Origin of the sequence: uncultured Virgibacillus sp. (genome assembly GCF_947495635.1) — a bacterium.
In the GTDB taxonomy this organism is placed as follows: domain Bacteria; phylum Bacillota; class Bacilli; order Bacillales; family Amphibacillaceae; genus Virgibacillus; species Virgibacillus salarius.
Genome location: NZ_CANMAB010000043.1, coordinates 1 through 18,395, shown reverse-complemented (window position 1 = coordinate 18,395; position 18,395 = coordinate 1). Strand labels below are relative to the sequence as shown.

General features: G+C 37.6%; 18 protein-coding genes. 10 read left to right on the top strand and 8 right to left on the bottom strand.

What is annotated here, in order from left to right:
• Nucleotides 1-277: 277 nt before the first annotated feature.
• A complete protein-coding gene (locus Q1A47_RS10895; protein WP_161629266.1) occupies nt 278-421 on the top strand; it encodes a hypothetical protein in 144 nt (47 codons plus the stop codon).
• 99 nt (nt 422-520) lie between these two features.
• Entirely contained in the window at nt 521-1,048 is a 528-nt protein-coding gene (locus Q1A47_RS10890; protein ID WP_121604867.1) for a competence protein ComK, read from the top strand.
• Here the strand turns inward: Q1A47_RS10890 and Q1A47_RS10885 are convergent.
• A complete protein-coding gene (locus Q1A47_RS10885; RefSeq protein ID WP_121604868.1) occupies nt 987-1,370 on the bottom strand; it encodes a hypothetical protein in 384 nt (127 codons plus the stop codon). The genes Q1A47_RS10890 and Q1A47_RS10885 overlap by 62 nt on opposite strands.
• Before the next feature lie 209 nt (nt 1,371-1,579).
• On the opposite strand from Q1A47_RS10885, the gene Q1A47_RS10880 reads away from it, so the two are divergent.
• The 4 genes from Q1A47_RS10880 (at nt 1,580) to addA (ending at nt 10,139) form a co-directional block, all read left to right on the top strand.
• Nucleotides 1,580-2,236 (top strand): TVP38/TMEM64 family protein, encoded by a 657-nt coding sequence (locus Q1A47_RS10880; protein ID WP_121604869.1) that lies wholly within the window; start codon nt 1,580-1,582, stop codon nt 2,234-2,236.
• A gap of 56 nt (nt 2,237-2,292) precedes the next feature.
• Complete coding sequence (gene lepB / locus Q1A47_RS10875) at nt 2,293-2,844, top strand: signal peptidase I (RefSeq protein ID WP_121604870.1); 552 nt, start codon at nt 2,293-2,295, stop codon at nt 2,842-2,844.
• 78 nt (nt 2,845-2,922) lie between these two features.
• Entirely contained in the window at nt 2,923-6,420 is a 3,498-nt protein-coding gene (gene addB / locus Q1A47_RS10870) for a helicase-exonuclease AddAB subunit AddB (protein ID WP_121604871.1), read from the top strand.
• A complete protein-coding gene (gene addA, locus Q1A47_RS10865) occupies nt 6,414-10,139 on the top strand; it encodes a helicase-exonuclease AddAB subunit AddA (protein WP_121604872.1) in 3,726 nt (1,241 codons plus the stop codon). Before addB ends, addA begins: the two co-directional genes overlap by 7 nt.
• A 182-nt stretch (nt 10,140-10,321) precedes the next feature.
• On the opposite strand, the gene Q1A47_RS10860 is transcribed toward addA, so the two are convergent.
• The 6 genes from Q1A47_RS10860 to Q1A47_RS10835 form a co-directional block, all read right to left on the bottom strand.
• The gene (locus tag Q1A47_RS10860) at nt 10,322-10,540 is read right to left on the bottom strand and encodes a spore germination protein (RefSeq protein WP_026680614.1); all 219 of its coding nucleotides are present in this window, start codon (nt 10,538-10,540) and stop codon (nt 10,322-10,324) included.
• Nucleotides 10,541-10,606: 66 nt separating this feature from the next.
• On the bottom strand, nt 10,607-10,975 hold the full coding sequence (locus tag Q1A47_RS10855) for a spore germination protein GerPE (protein ID WP_026680615.1): 369 nt from the start codon (nt 10,973-10,975) through the stop codon (nt 10,607-10,609).
• A 14-nt stretch (nt 10,976-10,989) separates the two neighbouring features.
• Nucleotides 10,990-11,163 (bottom strand): hypothetical protein, encoded by a 174-nt coding sequence (locus tag Q1A47_RS10850; protein WP_026680616.1) that lies wholly within the window; start codon nt 11,161-11,163, stop codon nt 10,990-10,992.
• Nucleotides 11,160-11,747, bottom strand: a complete 588-nt coding sequence (gene gerPC, locus Q1A47_RS10845; protein ID WP_026680617.1) for a spore germination protein GerPC — start codon at nt 11,745-11,747, stop codon at nt 11,160-11,162. The genes Q1A47_RS10850 and gerPC overlap by 4 nt, the downstream gene beginning before the upstream one ends.
• A 75-nt stretch (nt 11,748-11,822) precedes the next feature.
• Nucleotides 11,823-12,023, bottom strand: coding sequence for a spore germination protein GerPB (locus Q1A47_RS10840; protein ID WP_026680618.1), 201 nt, complete (start codon nt 12,021-12,023; stop codon nt 11,823-11,825).
• A gap of 2 nt (nt 12,024-12,025) precedes the next feature.
• Nucleotides 12,026-12,247 (bottom strand): spore germination protein, encoded by a 222-nt coding sequence (locus tag Q1A47_RS10835; protein WP_026680619.1) that lies wholly within the window; start codon nt 12,245-12,247, stop codon nt 12,026-12,028.
• Nucleotides 12,248-12,335: 88 nt separating this feature from the next.
• Between Q1A47_RS10835 and Q1A47_RS10830 the strand changes: the two genes are divergently transcribed.
• Nucleotides 12,336-13,547, top strand: coding sequence for a DUF418 domain-containing protein (locus tag Q1A47_RS10830; RefSeq protein ID WP_226983498.1), 1,212 nt, complete (start codon nt 12,336-12,338; stop codon nt 13,545-13,547).
• Nucleotides 13,548-13,561: 14 nt separating this feature from the next.
• Nucleotides 13,562-14,122 carry a GNAT family N-acetyltransferase gene (locus Q1A47_RS10825; RefSeq protein ID WP_026680621.1) on the top strand — a complete coding sequence of 187 codons (561 nt, stop codon included), beginning with the start codon at nt 13,562-13,564 and terminating at the stop codon, nt 14,120-14,122.
• Nucleotides 14,123-14,380: 258 nt separating this feature from the next.
• On the opposite strand, the gene Q1A47_RS10820 is transcribed toward Q1A47_RS10825, so the two are convergent.
• On the bottom strand, nt 14,381-15,577 hold the full coding sequence (locus Q1A47_RS10820; RefSeq protein WP_026680622.1) for an ornithine--oxo-acid transaminase: 1,197 nt from the start codon (nt 15,575-15,577) through the stop codon (nt 14,381-14,383).
• A gap of 161 nt (nt 15,578-15,738) precedes the next feature.
• Here Q1A47_RS10820 and Q1A47_RS10815 point away from each other — a divergent pair, with 161 nt between their 5' ends.
• Both Q1A47_RS10815 and Q1A47_RS10810 read left to right on the top strand, forming a co-directional pair.
• Nucleotides 15,739-16,098: a YisL family protein gene (locus Q1A47_RS10815; protein ID WP_166530696.1), complete on the top strand. Its 360-nt coding sequence runs from the start codon at nt 15,739-15,741 to the stop codon at nt 16,096-16,098.
• A gap of 422 nt (nt 16,099-16,520) precedes the next feature.
• Nucleotides 16,521-18,008 (top strand): alpha-amylase family glycosyl hydrolase, encoded by a 1,488-nt coding sequence (locus Q1A47_RS10810; protein WP_121604873.1) that lies wholly within the window; start codon nt 16,521-16,523, stop codon nt 18,006-18,008.
• The last annotated feature ends 387 nt before the right edge of the window (nt 18,009-18,395 follow it).

Below are 18,395 nucleotides of genomic sequence, written 5' to 3'. Positions count from 1 at the left end.
CTGAAATAAGCGAGACTCCGGCGGTAACAGCACGCGTCCGAAGATCCACGTATTAACGTGTTTTTCTTTACCAAAGTTAGCTGAGGCCGTGCCCGCGGAAAACGAATATAGTTTCACGGTGCGGCGATGATACTCCTATTGATAATATGATTATTCGTATTTTGAGTAAAGAAGTTGTGTTTTGTCCCAGCCTCTTTTTTGTTGTGGGATAAGACTGAACAAATAATGTATGGTTGTGTATAAATTGAGAGAGAATAGAGATAAGAGGTGATAAGGGATGAACTTATACGAAGATGAAGAGAAGGAGCTTGCTACTTTTACATGGTTAAATCCTGAGTTTGATGTATCTCAGAAACAGGAGCAAACCACTCCATCGCATTATGAATTAAAACATGAGGGTGATGCAGAAAACAATCGTTGAATTTTGTGAAGATATTGTTTTTATCTTCCATTTTCTCTATAATTTTGATAAATTAATATATAAGCCACTTTCTTTTCTTCGGAAAGGATGAGCATTTTAATGTTGAATTTGTATACATCTACACCAGAAATCACCCCACTGACTGTTGCTCTTGTTGCCCAACGTGATTCCAAAGATAACCCCATTACTATGGTATTAGAAGAAGAAGCTGAATATCCAGTCAGCTTTTCTCCTAGCAAAATTGTCGATCATGCTTGTAAGTTTTTTGGTGCAAGTTTAAAAGGTCGACAAGAGGGTACCAAAGATATCTGTGGAATTACACATAAAGCACCAATCACAATTGATCCAATTAGTGGCATGTATTTCTTCCCGACTACATCCCCTTCAAGCTCCAAATGTTCATGGATTGCACACTCCCATATTGATCAAGTTCTTAAAGCAGCTAATTATGGTACAGAAATCCTGTTTAAGAATGGCAAGCGTGTATTTCTTGATATCTCCTATGGTTCTGCGCTAAATCAGGTTCAACGAACTGCGCAGTTTCGCTATCTTTTAGATAATCGTATTAGGTTTTTGCAGAAGCATATTGATCGGACTGCCCCTTTTCCATTAATTCCTCAAGAATAGTTAGGACTTTTTTTCGAATAGCAGGGTTAAAATAATTCCGTTTTTCCTCACGACCTCGGCAGAGGAATAAATACGAAGAAAATGAATCATTTTTTTCTAATGTAACGACCTTTATTTGTTTATGAAGCATAGTACTTCGTAACACTCTGCGTTCATTGACTGCTTCTGCCTCCATTCTTTTCAAAAGTCCCATATAATGCTCTGTGATTTTAAACGCTCCTTTTTGGAAATGTTGCATGTCTTGTTGTATAACGACCATGGCCATCGATAGGAACAGAAAGCGAGAAGCAATCGTTAATTCTTCTTCGTTTAGATAGCGCATGACAATCTCCCTCCTTAACAAGAACGTTTGTTCTTGTTCATAGTATATGCAAAAATTAATAAACTAATCAATGGTAACTATTAGAAATGAAAAGAAAGTGGCAAATTAAGGATATGACTATGCATAATTAGATGTTTACATTAAAATAAAAATAGATAGACTTAAAAATAGGATAAAGTGACATTTACATATTGAGGAGATTTTACTACATGTATTTATTAGACATCCAACTTTCGGATTGGAAAACAATGATTGAAAATGACAATTTCGATGAATATATTATGCACTTGCTTCATAATTACGAGAATTTAGGGCCACTACCAGGGATATTGTTGCCATTCATTGAAGCGTTTCTCCCTTTTCTTCCATTGGTTGTATTTGTATTTGCCAATGCAGCGGCATATGGGTTGCTTGAAGGCTTTTTATTATCATGGGCAGGGTCAGCACTGGGCGCTGTCTTAGTATTTTTAGTCATTCGCAAGCTTGGTAATAAACGAATTTTTAAAACGATTCGAGGGAATAAACAAGTAAAGAAAGTGACAACCTGGTTGGAGCGACATGGATTTGGACCACTTTTCTTATTAATGTGTTTTCCTTTTTCACCATCCTCTGTCATCAATGTTGTTTCAGGCTTGTCGAAAATTAGTAAGCAACAGTTTATTCTTGCTGTAATTATGGGGAAATCGGTGATGATCTTTTCCATTGCTTATGTAGGCTCAAGTATTATGGAATTTGCTAAAAATCCGGTGAAGACTATAATTGTTGGAGGTTGCATCGTCCTTTTTTGGATTATTGGTAAGTATATCGAGAAGCGTTTGCAGAAAAAGGCGCTTGAAAATGATGAAATAGGCTCTGAAAAGGGTTAAGACACTGTCCTCCAGGGTATGATGTAAAGAGAACATACTCTGGAGGAAGGTTTGGCATGAAAAAAATAAAATATCGAAAAGTGATTCCACTTGTATTGCTTGGGATCATAGTTGCGATGGTATTCCGTTCTGTGATTTTTGCTAGTTATGTTGTAGACGGAGAATCCATGCAGCCAACATTAAACGATGGTAACTTATTAATGGTTAATAAAGTCGTCTACGATCTAACGGATGTGGATCGTTTTGATGTCATCGTGTTTCACGCTAATAAACAGGAGGACTATGTAAAACGTGTAATAGGTGTTCCTGGGGATGAAATAAAATATAAGGACGATAACTTATATATAAATGGAAAATATGTAGAAGAACGATTTTTAAGTGAGTTCGTTCAGGCAAGTAATGGAAAACCATACACCGAAAACTTTACCTTAGAAGAAATTACGGGTAAAACAGAGGTTCCAGAAGGAAAACTATTTGTAATGGGCGATAATCGTGATAATAGTCTGGACAGCAGATCGTTTGGGTTTATTTCACAAACACAGCTTGTAGGGAAAGTAGATGTGAAATATTGGCCGCTTTCTCAAGCAAGTTTAAGCCTTGGCAAATAGTTATGTAGTAGCTCTCATCTTTGGTAAAATAAAAGGATGAGAGCTTTTTAAATTGGAGAAGGAAATGGGGGAAACATTATGGGACTCCGTTTTATTACTGGACGAGCAGGAACGGGGAAAAGCGGCCGTTCATTGGATGAGATGAAAGCCAAATTAATTCAGGAACCACAAGGTCCACCTATATTCTATATCGTTCCAGATCAAATGACATTTCAACAGGAGTATACACTGTTTAATGATAAAGATATTCGCGGGAGTATTCGTGCTCAAGTAGCAAGCTTTTCAAGGCTGGCTTGGAGGGTGCTGCAGGAAACAGGAGGCGGGACGAAGCAGTTTATTAGTACGGTTGGTATTCAAATGATGCTACGCAAAATTATAGAAGAAAAACAAGATGAGTGGCATGTTTTCCAAAAAGCAATGGAAAAACAAGGTTTTTTACATCAATTAGAAACAATGATAACGGAGTTTAAGCGATATACCATTACACCAGAGCTATTGCATGCGCAAATTGAACAAATTGGTCAATACGTACATAAGGAGCCTGGGGAAGAGGCGTTAGCGAATAAGCTTGAGGATTTAGTATATATCTATGAAAAATTACTATTTGCTTTGCAAGATAAATATATAGATGGCGAGGATCAACTGCAATTACTTGCTGATAAGATCAAAGAATCGCAATTATTACATGAAGCAGAGATATACGTTGATGGGTTTCATCGGTTTACACCAAAAGAAATGATGGTAGTAGAAGCACTTATGAAAAAATGCAAACGTGTAACTGTCGCGTTAACTGTGGAGCAGCCAGAGGGGGACGCTGTGTCTGAATTGGATTTATTTTACCAGACAACGGAAACCTACCAAGCACTTAAGCAAACTGCGGAAATGAATGACGTAATGATAGAAGAGACCGTTGAACTTGACCCTGAATATGGAAGATTTCGAGATCGGCCTTACTTTGCACATTTGGAAAAAAATTTTGATGTCCGACCTGTCCCTCACTATGATGGGCAAGTTCCACTGCAAATTGCAGAAGCAGTCCATCCCCGAGCAGAAGTAGAAGGAGCAGCTCAAGAGATTGTTCGACTTGTTAGGGAAGAGGGCTATCGTTATCGTGATATTGCGCTGTTTATTCGGCAAACCGATACGTACCATGATTTAATTGCAACGCTCTTTAATGATTATGACATTCCAGTTTTTATTGATGAAAAAAGAACCATGCAGAATCATGCGCTAATTGAATTGATTCGTTCTTTATTAGATATGGTAGAAGGAAATTGGCGATATGATGCTGTTTTTCGCGTACTCAAAACTGGTTTTATTCCAAGTTTAAATAAGGAATATCCGCTAAACCCTGACGCAATAGATGAATTAGAAAATTATGTACTAGAGTATGGAATTAGATCAAGAGAGCGCTGGCTAGGAGAAGAAGAGTGGGTGTTTCAAAGATTTCGAGGATTTGACCAAATGGCGCAAACAGATATGGAAAGAGATACACAAGCAAGAATAAATCATTATCGTAACCAAGTGGCGCAGGCATTAGGAAACTTCGATACGCAAATGAGAGACGCTTCAACCGTTCAGGAAAAATGTGAAACCATTTATTTATTACTAGAGGAATTACAAGTTCCCGTTCGATTAGAGGAAATACGTACGGATTATGATAATGTTGGAGAGCTTGAAAAAGGAAGGGAACAAGAGCAGGTATGGGATGCTGTCATTCAATTGTTTGATGAAATCGTTGAGATGGCTGGAGAAGAGGAAATGTCACTAACTACGTTTCGAAAAACATTAGAAGCTGGTTTCGAGACGTTAACGTTTGCTCATGTTCCGCCAAGTATGGACCATGTCATAGTTGGTTCTATCGATCGTTCTCGAATCAGTGGAATAAAATGTGGTTTCCTTCTCGGTGTAAATGAAGGCGTTTGGCCAATGAAACCACCAACTGATGGATTGATAAATGAACAGGAAAGAGAAATGCTGGCTGGTCATGGATTAAAGCTAGCAGAAAGTAGCAAGCGCCAATTACTTGATGATTGGTTCTATATGTATATAGCATTTACGGTAGCTAGAGACAGATTGTGGATTAGTTATCCTTTAAGTGATGATGAAGGAAAGGCAAAGATGCCTTCACAGCTGATTAAGCGTATGGAGGATCTATTTCCAAGCTCCAGTGACCACTTGGTTTTGCAGGATCCTGATGAATTATTAGATGCAGGTCGATTTATAACGACACCAACGAAGACAAGAGCTGCTTTAACAGCTCAGTTAGCTAGATATCAAAAAGGCTACCCTGTTAGGAGCATATGGTGGTATGTACTGAATTGGTATATGGAGCATCACAAGAAGTATCATACGACGTATCGAATTTTACAAAGTTTATTCTATCAAAATAAACCTACCGACTTGTCTAGTGAAACCATCGAACAGCTTTATCCAAAACAGGTAAAGGCGAGTGTTTCTCGATTAGAGACATATTATCGATGTTCATACCAGCACTTTGCAAAATACAGTTTAGGACTTGAAGAGCGTAGAACATACAAGTTAGATGCACCAGACATTGGGCAATTATTCCATGAAGCGTTAAAAACCATTACAGAATGGGTTCAAAGCGAAGGTAGAGATTTTTCACACTTGAACCAGTCTGATGCAGCTAATTATGCGTCTAAGGCTGTAAGCCATTTAGCGCCAGTACTACAGCATCAGATTCTACACAGTTCTAACCGTTATAAATACATTCAACAAAAGCTGGAAGAAGTTATCGCACGAGCGGCTTTTGTATTAAGTGAGCAGGCAAGACAAAGTAATTTCTCTCCAGTTGGGTTAGAATTAGGTTTTGGTAAAAATCAGAAGCTGCCACCATTAACGATTACGTTGGAGAATGGTTTTGAGTTAATGCTACGAGGTAGAATTGATCGTGTCGACAGAGCAATAAAGGATGATGAACTATTTTTACGAATTATAGATTATAAGTCTAGTGCCAAAGGACTTAACCTAATGGAAGTTTATTATGGTTTAGCTCTACAAATGCTTACGTATTTAGATGTGGTGTTAACGCACTCTGAAAAGTGGCTAGGGGTTCAAGCGACACCAGCAGGAGTATTATACTTCCATGTCCATAATCCAATGATTACAGGAAAAGGGAGACTTGATGATGCCTCCATCGCGGAAGAATTGTTTAAGAAATATAAAATGCAAGGATTACTATTATCAGACGAAGAAATTGTGAAATGGATGGATACTGCATTAGATTCTGGAGCTAGCCAAATTGTTCCTGCAGGTGTAAAGAAAAAGGGTGGCTTTTATAGTTATTCCAAAATAGCAGATCAACAAACATTCGCTAGTTTACAAAATCATATGCATCGACTTATGGCTAAAGCTGGTATTGATATGACTACAGGGGGAGTTGATTTAAACCCTTATCAGCATAAGCAGCAAGTTGCATGTACATATTGCCCATTCCATGCTGTATGTCAGTTTGATTCAACCATAGCAACGAATGATTACAGAAAGCTAACCGACTTAAAGGATGAAGATATCCTTAACCGTATTCAGAGGGAGGAGGGCGATTCATGGTAAGCTGGACAAAAGAACAAGAGGAAGCAATATATACCAGTGGGAGCGATGTACTCGTTGCAGCGGCAGCAGGTTCAGGGAAGACCGCTGTACTCGTTGAACGAATAATACAGAAGCTCCTTAATAAAGAGAACCCAGTAGATATCGATTCTCTACTCGTAGTAACCTTTACAAATGCTGCAGCCCAAGAAATGCGTAAGCGAGTTGGCGCAGCTCTTGAAAAGGCTTTGGCTGAAGACCCATCTTCCCAACATCTAAAGAAACAATTATCCCTACTACAACGGGCATCGATATCCACACTGCATTCCTTTTGTCTTGAAGTTGTACGTCAATATGCATATTTATTAGATATTGATCCTTCATTTCGCATTGCTAATGAAATGGAAGTAGATTTAATGAAACAAGAGGTAATGGATGATTTGTTTGAGGATTGGTATGGTGCAGATGGCGCTGACCAGGCATTATTTTTTCAAGTCGTAGATCGTTTTTCGAGTGACCGTAGTGATGCTGAAGTAGAAGACTTAATCCTTTCTCTCTATTCGTTTGCTGTACAGAATCCTTGGCCTGATCACTGGCTAGATCAATTAGCAAATGCGTATGATGTATCAGAAAATGATGAGCAAATAGATCTTTATTGGTTAAATATACTTAAGCGTGAGGTGGAAGGGAAGTTTGAAGCTATTCAGCAAGAAATGCTACTTGCTATGAATATAACAAAAGAAAATGACGGACCGTACCAGTATGCGAATACGATAGAAGAAGATATAGCTATGTTGCAGGAAGTTAAACGAGTTCAAGGTGATTGGAATCAACTTTATAATTTCATGAAAGACTACACATTTTCAAAACTATCGAGTCAACGTGTTGAAGTAAATGAGGAGAAAAAAAAGCATGTTCAAAAGCTAAGAAATAGCTATAAAAAACGTTGGAATGATATGAAGCAGGACTGGTTTAGTAGAGATTTAGCTAGTCATTTAGAAGATATGCGTGAAATGGCGCCAGTAATTAAACAATTGACGGAGTTAGTGAAGGAATTTAAACAACGCTTTACAAAAGAGAAGCGGGAGCGAGCAATGGTAGATTTCACGGACCTCGAACATTATTGCTTACAGTTATTAAATGAAGATGATTCAACCGAGTCACCAACACCATCAAAAGTGGCAGTTGGATTTCAACGACGATTTTCTGAATTACTCATCGATGAATATCAGGATACTAACCTAGTACAAGAGACCATTCTACATTTATTAAGTGATCAAATTGGTAAGGGAAATCGATTTATGGTAGGAGATGTAAAGCAAAGTATTTACCGTTTTCGACATGCGGAGCCGTCTTTGTTTATTGGTAAGTATAAACGATTTGCTGCTAATACTAATTCGGGAAAACGCATTGATTTAGCCAGAAACTTTAGAAGTAGAGAGCAAGTTTTAACTGGAACGAATTATATCTTTCGACAAATTATCGATGAAGCTCTTGGTGAAATAAACTATGATGAAAATGCGGAGCTAATTTATGGCAATAAAATGTATGATGAATATCCTTATAGTCAGCCAAATCCAGAGTTGGTAATTATAGATCGCCATATTGATGAACAAGAAGAAAGTATGGAGGAAGTGGACTTCCGAGATTTGGAAAAGGCAGAGCTTGAAGCTAGAGTATATGCTAAAAAAATTAAAAATTGGATTGGTCAAGCAGATCAAGCACCTTTGCAAGTGGTTGATAAGGAAACAAACGCCCAAAGGGATATGCAATATCGGGATGTTGTCATTCTGCTTCGGTCGATGACATGGGCTCCGGCTATTACAGATGAGTTGAAAAAACAAGGTATTCCTGTATATGCAGAATTATCAACAGGTTATTTTGAAGCAATTGAAATAAAGGTAATGATTAGCCTTTTAAAAGTGATTGATAATCCGAGACAGGACATCCCATTAGCGTCAGTATTACGTTCACCAATAGTTGGTTTAAATGAAGAAGAATTGGCAGCAATTCGATTAGCAGGAAAGAATCTTTCGTTTTATGATGCATTAAAAAACTATGTTAAGCAGCATACAAATGAAACTGCAAAAAGGCTTCAACGTTTTGTTGACAATCGGGAAAGATACCGTTTAGCATCTAGGCAAGGTTCTTTATCTGAGTTGATTTGGCAGATTTTTCGAGAAACAGGGTATTACGACTTTGTTGGAGGTATGCCAGGAGGCAGACAACGACAGGCGAATCTCCGAGCTCTCTATGATCGAGCGCGAACGTATGAAAAAACGTCATTTCGTGGATTATTTCGATTCCTACGCTTTATCGAGCGAATGGAAGAACGAGGGGATGACCTTGGAGCAGCAAGGGCTCTGAGTGAACAAGAGGACGTTGTACGTATTATGACGATTCATAAAAGTAAGGGACTTGAATTCCCTGTAGTGCTTTTAGGGGGGATGGATAAACAATTTAATTTGATGGATTTAAATCAGAAATACTTATTGCATAAGGATTATGGTTTTGCCAGTAAATACATCGACCCAGTTAAGCGAATTAGCTATCCAACACTGTATTATCAAGCGTTAAAGCGTGAAAAATTGAGGGAGCAGCTCGCAGAGGAAATGCGTGTACTTTATGTTGCATTAACTCGCGCAAAAGAAAAACTTGTCATGATAGGGAGTGTACCATCTTTAGAGAAAAAAATAGAGAAATGGGAGAAAATAAGGGAGCATCATGAATGGGTACTTCCTTCGTACTTCCGCATCGAATCAAAAACCTATCTGGATTGGGTTGGTCCAGCGCTCTTACGTCATCGTGACTGCGAAATGTTACGATTAGGCGATACCTCAAAAATGTCGAATGAAACGATAGAGCATGATCCGTCACATTGGGATGTGACCATTATTCATGGAAGTGAGCTGGTCAATAATACGGAACCTAATAAGGACAATGATGTGCAATTATATGAGCACATTTCTAAATGGAAGCCGTTGGATTTAACAGATAATGAACTCAAATATATCGTTGATCAACGTTTGCAATTTACGTATCCCTATCGAGAGGCTGCGACCTCAAGGGCAAAACAAACAGTAACTGAAATTAAAAGGCAACAGGAAATAAAGGATGAATATAGTTCTGATCAGCTTGTAGCTACATTTCAAAAGCCGATTGTTAAACGACCAGTATTTATGCAAAAGGAAAAATCAATGATTTCAGCTGAAAAAGGAACTGCAATGCACACAGTCATGCAGCATTTACCTATTAAACGAGTATTAAATGGTTTGCAAATAGAGGAAGAAATTGAAAAAATGATAGAAAAAGAGATTATAGGAAGACAAGAAGCAGGCCAGATTGACATCCATGCAATTGAGCAATTTTATCATACACCGATTGCTGCATTTATCATGGGTGTACCTAAATTCTATCGCGAGGTACCATTTAGTCTTGCATTGCCAGCAAGTGAAGTTTATACAACATGGCACGCACCAGAAGAAAATGTGCTAATACAAGGGGTAATCGATTGTCTTATTCCAAAAGAAGATGGTTGGATAATGATCGATTATAAAACGGATGCCATTAATGCTGAATGGACAGAGCAAGTCAAGGAAAAAATGCTACACCGTTATTTTACGCAAATGAAGCTTTATCGATATGCTGTTGAAACGATTTGGAAACAGCCTGTAAAGGAAACATATTTGTATTTCTTTGCGAAAAATCAACTTGTTGAAGTGCCACAGGAATTAAAAAGCTAGGCTAATAGTAGAGTAAAGCAAAATTCTGTTTTGTTATGTACAAGGGGGTGCGACATACTAAAACGGCTCTTTTTAAAGACGAAACCATCCTTTACACTCCCGCCGAAATATAGTGTGGGAGCAAAGGCTCAATAATAAGCTTGTAGAACCACTAAGGATTCCACAAGCTTATTTCATAATGTTTATGCGTTTGCCGTAATGTTTTGATCGTTTAAATCAGGGTCAAACGGATTGGTTGTACTGACGCCGTTATTCGTACAGATGAAGTCACCTGTATTAAGTGAGCCAGAACCAGCGTTAGTTTTTGCAGTATCCTTTGGAGATAAATAAAAGGAATCACCAAAGTTAACCACACCTCCGCCAACACTAATTATTTTTACTGGTCCAACAATAGCGGGCATGCTAACACCTTCTATCATAGTATTCTTAAAACAGTCTATGAGATGGAACAAGGATTGGTGTCTTATTTAATCTTGGAGCTTTCGGAAATGCTTTAATCGTGCATCTGCAGCTATATTTTCCACGCTCCCGATTTGCATTAAGGAGGAACTACTAACTCCAATTAAAGAAACATGGTGGACATTAATAGAACAGTCGTGATGAAAAGTAGATTTATTTACGGTTTTCCCATCTTTCAGCCAGTTTGCTTTTCTGGTGAAAATCGGATAATCCTCAAAGTATTCCTCATCTGCTTTTGTGAAGTAATCTCCCTCTTTTTGTACCGCAATCCCTTTGGAATTTAAATTGGCATTGAATGTGTCTCCAATTGAAACAACGCCACTAAAGGAAACAGAATTGGTAAACATATCGGATACATGAGCGATTCGTTTTTGCACGAGTTATTCTCTCCTTATGGGGCTAATGGTACAATATTTCCAAAAGTAAAGGCCTCTGGTGGTGTATCAAAAAAAGATGAAAGACATATCTCATCGTTGTCCCCAATCAAAAAAACGGATGAGGCAGATACGTTATCTACATTAACATTTTCAACATTTAGTCCCCAGTTATGGACTTCCATGTTCATGATGATTCTCCTTTATTCTTTTTGGTATGCATAAAATGAGCTAGCGATTTTTGAATTTCACTTTTAATGTTATCTGATATATAAGCATGCAATTCCTCTCTTGATTTAAGGTTACCATTTTGTGTTGCCTCATTTTCATGAAAGGCAATCCGTCCAGGCAACTGTTTTTCTATATCTTGTATAAGAACGGAGGGATATCCATCGTTTAAATTTACACTGTGCTCTCTTGCGAGCTGACGAATAATAGAGGGACCGGTTTCATGGAGATAATTTCCTAATTCTGATTGTAAGGTTTGTTTAAGTGGTGGCTGATAATTTGGTATGTCAGGCTGGTTTGGGAAACCCGTATCTTCAAGGTTTGCTAAGTCCTGTGGGGATAAACCGATATGAAGCGTACCGTCTAAATGCTCAATCTTCAGTTGGTCGAAGTGATATTCCACCTTTTCAATCTTATTAGATTTAGCAGCTTGCAAACTATCCTCCAATTGGTTTACTCTCGACATTAATGTTTGGATTAGATTCTCCTGCTGCTTCATATGTTCATGTAAATCATAAATATATTTTGACCAATCATTATTGTTCATGAAAATAAACCCCCCTTGCACAGTGTAGACGAATGCCTATGCTTAGTTTATGCATTACCTACAAAAATGTGCGAATTAAGGGGCTAAAGGTACAAGAGGAGTAGTCTCACTAATTGCTTCTGCCTCCTCAACAGCTTCTGTAAATCCGCCTGTATTGTATATATCGGATTGGGCTTGTAGACTGCCAGTGCTTCCAATTTGCAATACAGAAGAATTGGTAATAGCACCGACTTTTATCATATAAATACTAATGGATTGATGGACAGTGATATTCATCTTTATTCCTCCGAGATTATAGGTTGATCAAAATTGTCGGGATCAAAAACATAGGTTTTAGAATTCCCCAAGTTTACACGAATACCTCTTCCAGTATTGAAAGACCCTCCACCAGCATAGGTTTTGGCAGTACTGTCTGGGGATATGGAATACACATCGCCAATATTAAAAATACTGGAGGAAGATATATTAATTACTTTGACTGCTCCGACTTTTGCTGGCATTTGGACTCCTCCTTTACTGTTAGCTTATGAAAATCTTCTATTTTGTTGAGGATCTTTAGCAGGATTGTTTTGTTTTTTATCGAATAATATGAGGTACGAAGCAGAAAGGGAGTATATGATGGATATAAAGGCAACACCGACTCGTGAAAAAGATCGGTTGGTTTGGATTGATGCAGCTAGAGGCTTCGCTATTTTTGGTATATTTATTGTGAATATTGGCGCCTTCAGTGCACCTTATTTTTTGTATGGAGGAGAAGGGGTAGCGTGGCCATCTAGTTTGGATCATACGGTTCAAGGTATTATCGACATATTTTTTCAAGCAAGCTTCTATTCATTATTTTCAATTTTGTTTGGCTTTGGCATTCAGTTAATGAAGGAAGGGCTATTTGTAAAAGGAATTGCCTTTTATCCGATTCTAATTCGCAGGCTCATGGTTTTAATTGGATTTGGAATAATTCATGCGTTTTTAATATGGCATGGTGATATTTTATTGTCGTATGGAATAATTGGGTTGTTTTTACTTTTATTCTTGGATGTGAAAGATCGGACGCTACTTGGCTGGGGAGTTACTCTGTTAGTTGGAAGTGTTAGTATGTTAACACTATTTTTGTATAATGCGAGGCATTTTCTTAATGAATATGACGATGTAATGATAAATCAAGCGCTTGAAAATTATCAAAGTACCACTATTCAAGCCATTTGGTATCAAAACTTTCAAGATTGGATGTATGGTAATGGAGGAATTGTTTTTTTCATAATGATTGCAACCATTTTACCTTTATTTCTATTTGGAATGTACATTGCACGGAAACGCTGGCTACATAAACCGAAGCAATATCATTCTATTATTAAAAGGCTTTGGTTTAGTTCCTTGATTCTCTTCATTCTCTTAAAGCTAGCTCCCTATTTGTTTGGGAATCCGACATGGTTTTCGATGATTCAAGATAATATAGGTGGCTCATTTTCAGCACTATTTTATTTAACATCGATTACACTGTTAGCTCAAACCAAGGTGGGCGCTGCAATACTCCAACCATTAGTTTATGTAGGCAGAATGGCATTAACCAATTATATTACACAATCTGTCATATGTTTTGTCTTATTTTATGGGGTTGGATTTGGTCTATATGGAGCTATATCACCATTAATTGGAGTACTTATGGTTATTGTCATTTATTTCTTACAGATCATATATAGTAAATGGTGGTTTATTCATTTTCGGTTTGGTCCATTAGAATGGATATGGCGTAGCTTGACCTATAATCAGAAACAGTATCTTCGTAGGAAAAATCAAGGGTGAATGGGGGAGAAGTGATGCGAGTTCCAAAAGATAACTTTCCAACACTTGAAACAGAGCGAATGCGATTACGAAGGGTTACCATCGATGATGCTGCGGATATGTTTGCTTATTGCTCCGATAAAGAAGTAGCTAAATATGTGAATTGGGATGCCCATCAATCGATGGCCGATACCCATATATTTCTTAATCTAATATTAAATCAGTACAAAGGAAATAATTATGTCTTCTGGGGAATTCAAGATAAACAAACACATCATTTAATAGGAACGATTAATTTTGTATCATGGAAGAAAAAACATCGTACGGCAGAAATAGCGTATATCATTTCTAGAGACTATTGGGGAAGAGGAATGATGACAGAAGCTGCAATGAGAGTGATAGCATATGGATTTACAGAGATGAATTTAGTACGTATCCAAGCAAGATGTTTTCGAGAAAATCTTGCGTCTGAAAGAGTAATGGAAAAGGTAGGAATGACCTTTGAAGGAATAATGAGAATGGCCATGCAAGTAAACGGAATACATTATGATTTAAAATTATATTCCATTTTAAATCATGAATTTGATGCAGGTTAATGATAAACTACAGAAAGTTAGGGCAGTCAGCAAACTTTCTACGTTTTCCATTTTCATGACTCAAGAAGACATCTCCATAACTATCATGGATTTGACTGAAACTACTTTCTATCTGTACGAATTGTGAGAAACGTAATTTATTTCATCTGTGGCTGTGAATTACTGCTGCAGTCTGCAATAAAGCTATTAAAAAGGCTGTTCACAAGTCTAGCTTGACTTATGGGACAGCCTTTCTGTATACATTATAAAAATTCGTACTTAACCGTTAAACACTTCACGGATATGACTAATAGCCCAATCGAGATCTGTTTTATCAATAATAAGTGGAGGAGCAAAGCGTATTACATTGTCATGAGTTTCTTTACATAGTAATCCCTTTTCTTTTAACGCTTCACAATACGGGCGAGCGGCCTCTGTTAACTCCATACCAATAAATAGACCTTTACCACGTACTTCTTTTATTTTGGGATTATCAATTGTATTGAGTTCAGCCATCATATAGCTCCCAAGCTCTAACGAGCGTTCTGCCAAATTTTCTTCCTCTAGTACTTCTAAAGATGCTGTGGAAACTGCACAAGCTAGTGGATTTCCACCAAAGGTTGAACCGTGTGATCCAGGGTTAAATACACCCAAGATATCTTTATTAGCGACGACACAGGAGATTGGAAATACGCCTCCTCCTAAGGCTTTTCCGAGAATTAGAACATCTGGAGTTACATCTTCCCAATCACAAGCGAACATTTTTCCACTACGTGCAAGTCCGGCTTGTATTTCATCAGCGATATACAAAACCTTATTTTCCTTACATATAGCATAAGCTTCCTTTAAGAATCCTTCTGGAGGCATTACAATTCCAGCTTCACCTTGAATCGGTTCAAATAAAAAGCCCGCTGTGTTCTCTGTAATAGCATTTTTTAATGCATCAATGTCACCATAAGGAATGATTTTAATTCCTGGCAGCATTGGTCCAAATCCACGTTTGTATTCAGCTTCTGAAGAAAGGGATACAGCAGTCATTGTTCTTCCATGAAAATTTCCTTCACAAGCAATGATTTCTGCTTTATCTTCTGCAACACCTTTTACATCATAAGCCCATCTTCTAGCTGCTTTGATCGCTGTTTCAACAGCTTCAGCCCCTGTATTCATTGGCAGGGCCATTTCTTTATTAGTTAGTTTACATATTTTTTCGTACCAAGGTCCAAGCTGATCATTGTGGAAAGCTCTTGAGGTTAATGTTACAGCATCAGCTTGTTTTTTTAAGGCTTCAATAATTTTGGGGTGACGATGTCCTTGGTTTACTGCTGAATAAGCACTCAGCATGTCCATATAGCGGTTTCCTTCTGGATCTTCTACCCAAACTCCTTCAGCCTTTGCAATAACAACAGGTAGAGGATGATAGTTTTTCGCACCATATTCCTGTGTCTGATCAATTATTTCCTGACTCGTTTGTACCATATGATCCCTCCGAATTTTAAAAATAATCTACAAAAATAGTATAACAGTTTTTCTTGCTGAATAGATACAGAAAATTTGTCATGATTTTTTTATATGATTTATTAAAGTGATCATGGTATGATAGCGATAGTCATTGAATTTGGACAGGAGGTTGTTTAGAGATGACACATATGCATATTACTGCATGGGCGCTTGGTTTTATTTTATTTGCTCTAGCTTACATGATGTTAAAACAAGGTAAGGAAAAGCCTGCAAAAATTACACAAATGATTTTGCGATTAGACTATTTGTTTATACTTTATACCGGTGGAGATTTAATTGCGTATTATTTTAATGGCAGTCCATTACTACCTGAAGCAATCATTAAGGGACTTGCTGGAGTTTGGATTATTGCTGTGATGGAAATGATGCTTGTGAAGTTAAGAAAGCAGAAGTCACTTAAAGGTTTGTGGATCCAATTTGTGATTGCCGTTATTATTGTACTTGTATTGGGATTCTTTAGACTCCCTATGTCTGTATAAGTATAGAAAGATTGTCCTTATGTTTGGGGCAATCTTTTTTTATAGCCTAGGAAATTACAAAATTTGAGCCTATGGATAAATATACGTATTAAGTCACGTCCAGCTCCAACGCCCAGAAACGATGCGTCTTCACGAATCGCCCTAATCTAAGTCATCATCGGCTCGCAAGCTCACCGTGATTCCTTTATCTCCGTTGACTCGCTTCAGTCGTTACGTTTCTAATCGGGCTCTTGCGCTTTTGTTCTGTTTTGACAACGTGTTGGTTATCATAGCTCGACAACAGGTTATTATGCTATCATTATAGCTGACTATGGAGGGGTTAAAAATTTGAATGATTTCTTACAATGTAAGGATTAATATTGACTATTCCGATAAAAGCTCAATAATAGAACAAGAGTACTTTTACTAGATGGAGGAATTATATGAAACGTATCCTAAGTATTTTTTTTGCTATCCTTGCTATTCTTGTAGCGATGCCAAATGATATACAAGCAGAAAGTGCAAATATAAACGAAGAGATTTTATACAGTATCACCGTGGATCGCTATAATAATCTGGACCATGAACGAGATAAACAAGTCCGTTTAGATGATCCAATGGCATATCATGGAGGAGACCTAAAGGGGATTATAGACAAACTCGATTTCTTTGAAGAATTAGGCTATACAACACTGGTGCTATCACCCATTATGGCGAATGCACCGGACGGATATCATGGTTACTGGATTGAGGATTTTTATTCTGTTGAGGAACAATTTGGTACGATGGATGATCTACATACACTAATTAAAGAGGCACATAAACGAAACATAAAAGTAGTTATGGAGCTTGTTACCAATTATATTGCAGATAGTCATCCCATTGCACAGGATACAGCAAAGAAGGATTGGGTAATCGAGAATAAAAAGCCACAAACCAATTGGTCTAAAAATACAGTAAAACTTAATCAGAACAACCCAGAAGTGCAAGCTTACTTATTGAATGTGGCTAATTATTGGATGGATGAAACCGATATTGATGGTTATAAGCTACATGCGGCTGATCAAGCATCTTCAGAATTCCTGAATACACTTTCTAAGAATATTAAAGCAAAGGACGATGATTTCTATATCCTAGCAGATATTCTCGACCCTGAAACAGATATAACACATTTAAAAGAAAATAAATTATTGGATGCTATCGAAAATTACTCGTTATATAATAGAATGACAGAGGTATTCGCCGAAGCAGGAAAGCCGGTTTCTGACATATATGGAGCTTGGCAACAAACTGATCAAGCGTCTATGATATTTGTAGATAATAAATCAACGGAGCGGTTCACGCAGACTTTAGCAGAGAACGGAAGAAACGCTCTTACGACATGGTCACTAGCATTAACTTATATGTATACGATTCCTGGTGTACCAGTATTGTATCAAGGATCCGAATTGCCAATGTATGGGTCAGGCTTAGCTGAAGCACAGCAAATGGTGAAATTTAATAGCGGTGATCCAGACTTGACTGAATTTCATAACCGTATCTCATCGTTACGTAATAAATTTCCTGTTCTAACGCATGGCGATTTCGAAATGGTTGGCTCTGATGGAGCAATGAGTGTATTTAAACGGAGCTATCAAGATGAGACGATGTATATTGCAATAAATAATGATGAACACTCTAGGGCGGTTTCAATAAGTGATTTAGAGTCAGGAAAACAGCTACGTGGATATCTTGGTGATAATACTGTTCGGGAAAATGATAAGGGAGAATACAAAATTGGTTTAGCCAGAGAGACAGCAGAAGTGTTCGCTGTAGAAAATGATACAGGCTATAATTGGTTATTTATTGGGTTTATTATTGGCGTATTTTTATTATTTATTATCGCTGTAATTATCCTCAGTCGTAAACAAAAACAAAGGAAAAGTAAATAACTAGTGAGATTTGTTTTGTGGTTATTCGTAAAAGCTTGTAGGGTGATTTTTCTCTACAAGCTTTTTAATTATCTAGGAAATTATAAAATATGCCCACATGGATAAATATGGAGTGTTGAGTCATGTTCAGCCCCAGCGCCCAGAAACGAGGCGACTTCACGAATCACCCAATAAGTTATCAACGACTCGCAAGCACACATAGATTCCTTTATATCGATTGACTTGCTCCAGTCGCTACATTTCTAATCGGGCGCTTGCGCTTTTGTTCTAAGTTAAGAAAGTATAAAAATTTGGCTATACCAGAGTGTTTCTTACTGTGGTATTTTAAGTATATGGAAAAAAACATCTTGAAACGAATCTTTTTTGATAAACATCAACATTGGGAAG